Origin of the sequence: Acinetobacter lactucae, assembly GCF_013344765.1 — a bacterium.
GTDB lineage: Bacteria > Pseudomonadota > Gammaproteobacteria > Pseudomonadales > Moraxellaceae > Acinetobacter > Acinetobacter lactucae_A.
In genome coordinates, this window is the sequence record NZ_JABVBF010000282.1 from 1 (window position 1) to 2,149 (window position 2,149).

Annotated in this window: 1 pseudogene; it reads left to right on the top strand. The window is 34.1% G+C overall.

The annotated features are described in order from the left end of the window. Positions 1-2,053: pseudogene (locus tag HUN22_RS16665) on the top strand (NACHT domain-containing protein); the annotation flags it as partial. Positions 2,054-2,149: the final 96 nt, after the last annotated feature.

Here is a 2,149-nt window from a genome sequence, read left to right on the forward strand (position 1 = left end):
CTTTGTACTTCTTGAACTTACTAATGAGAAGCTTATATGGCAACGATCTAGAAATCTTTCACAAGCATCATTAGGTCTTATACCGAATGAAAACGATGTTATTTTATTATTAGAAAATATGTTTTTAACTAATCCTAGGGATGAGCGTTGGAAAGATATTGTACGGTTAGTACAACATGATGGTGAGATAGGTCAGAAGGTTCGCAATGTAGCACTGCCTTTTACTAGAGGGAACGCACAAGATAAAATATGGTTAGAGCAAATTTCTATTAGACAACTAGATAATTGGGAAATTAAAAATAATTTACGTAAACAAAAGCTAGAAAAGAAACAAGAAGAACTTCAAGCTAAAGAAATAAAATTTTATTCTGAAAATAGTGAGTTGCTACGTAAAGGTCACTTTGAGGTAATTTTACTACCTGCTCAAGCATATTTAAAAATGGTTAATGATATTGATAGAGAACCTGCACCTCATCAATGTATTGCAGCATGGCTAGGGGATGAAATATCAAATATTTGTATGGAAGGGTTTGAAAATTTTCTAACAAATAGGGTACCCGAAGTAAAGGCTGAAGATATTCTCGAAATTAGAAAAGAAGGCAGGATTTATAATGAAGTTTTTATTCTAATAGCCGCATTAGCGGAGCGTGTTCGAAAAAATATTGGCTTAAATGATTTACCTGATGAACGCTTATTTGCTGGTTATTTCACATTAATGAATCGCCGATATGATCAAGTAGTGAAGATTCCTGAAGTTTTTGAAGAAATTGAAAATGAGTTGCTCAGACGTGGTTGTTTAGAAGAAGCACTACAATTATTTTATGAACCACTTTTTCAAAGCAGATTTGCTGATATTGAGGGCTTATATAATATTATGAATGGAGAAAAATATAAAAGTTTCAATATTGAATTAGCTAAAAGATGGATGAAGCAATTCCCATTGATTGCACTTAAGCCAGAATCAGAATTAATAGATAGTTTGCTTTATGCTGGCCAGTTTGATTTTCTCAAAGAATTTCTATCACAACGTACAAAGCTTGAAAATATTGAACAGAAGAAAAATTGGATTGGTATCGGTTTAATCATAGATTTTGAAGAAACGATAAAACAATTTCAGAGAGAGTTATCTGATAGAGATTTTATTTGGACTATTAGAGATAGGTTAAATGGAAGATATCGAGAAAATAAAGCTAACCTTCAACTAAGTGTCAATTTTTTAGAATGGCTAATGACTACATTTCGGACTGTATATCCTAATGCAGGTCATCCTATGGGAGTGTATTCAGGGGATAGGCAACCTTGGGATGCTGCTGACTTCCTTAAGGGGATTGTTGCTCAGTTAGCTAAAAATCCTAGTGATGAAGCTTCTAGAGCATTAGAGCGACTTAAGAATGCAGAGCAAGATAGTTATACAGATTTAATTAAGACTTTACAGTATGAACAAAAACAAATACGAGTTGAGAGTTTATATACGCCTCCAACAATTGAACAAATTAAAGCAATTTCAGAAGATCTACCCCCACAGTCTATATCTGATTTGCAAGCTTTTATTCTAGAAGAACTAGCTGTAGTTCAAGCCAAAATCAGAAGTGATGATGCAGAGTCTTGGCGTGGTTTTTATGATGATAATGCTAAACCATATAAAGAAGAGCGCTGTCGAGATCATTTGATAGGATTACTCAGACAAGGAAGTAACGAAGTAGTTTATGAGGTGGAAGTTCATGAAGCTGATGATAAAGAAGCGGATATAGGATGTACTGTAGGGCAATTACGTTTACCAATTGAAGTAAAAGGGCAATGGCATCCTGAATTGTGGACAGGTGCTGATAATCAGCTCAATAAACTATATGCACAAGACTGGCGTGCTGAGGGTAGAGGTATCTATCTTGTGCTATGGTTTGGTTTAAGAACTGACAATAAGAAGTTAAAAAGCCGAGGTAAGGGGAAACCTATCCCTACTGCCGCTGATCAGTTAAAGGAAATGTTGATTGAAAGTAGCCAAGCAGCAAAAACTGGTCAAATTGAAATAGTGGTTTTAGATATTACAAGATGAAATTAGAGAAATTTAACTAGATTAAATATAAATAGGTTTCGAAGTTATTGATTGTCACTTCTACTAAATTAATAACAATAAAGCCTAGATAAGGTC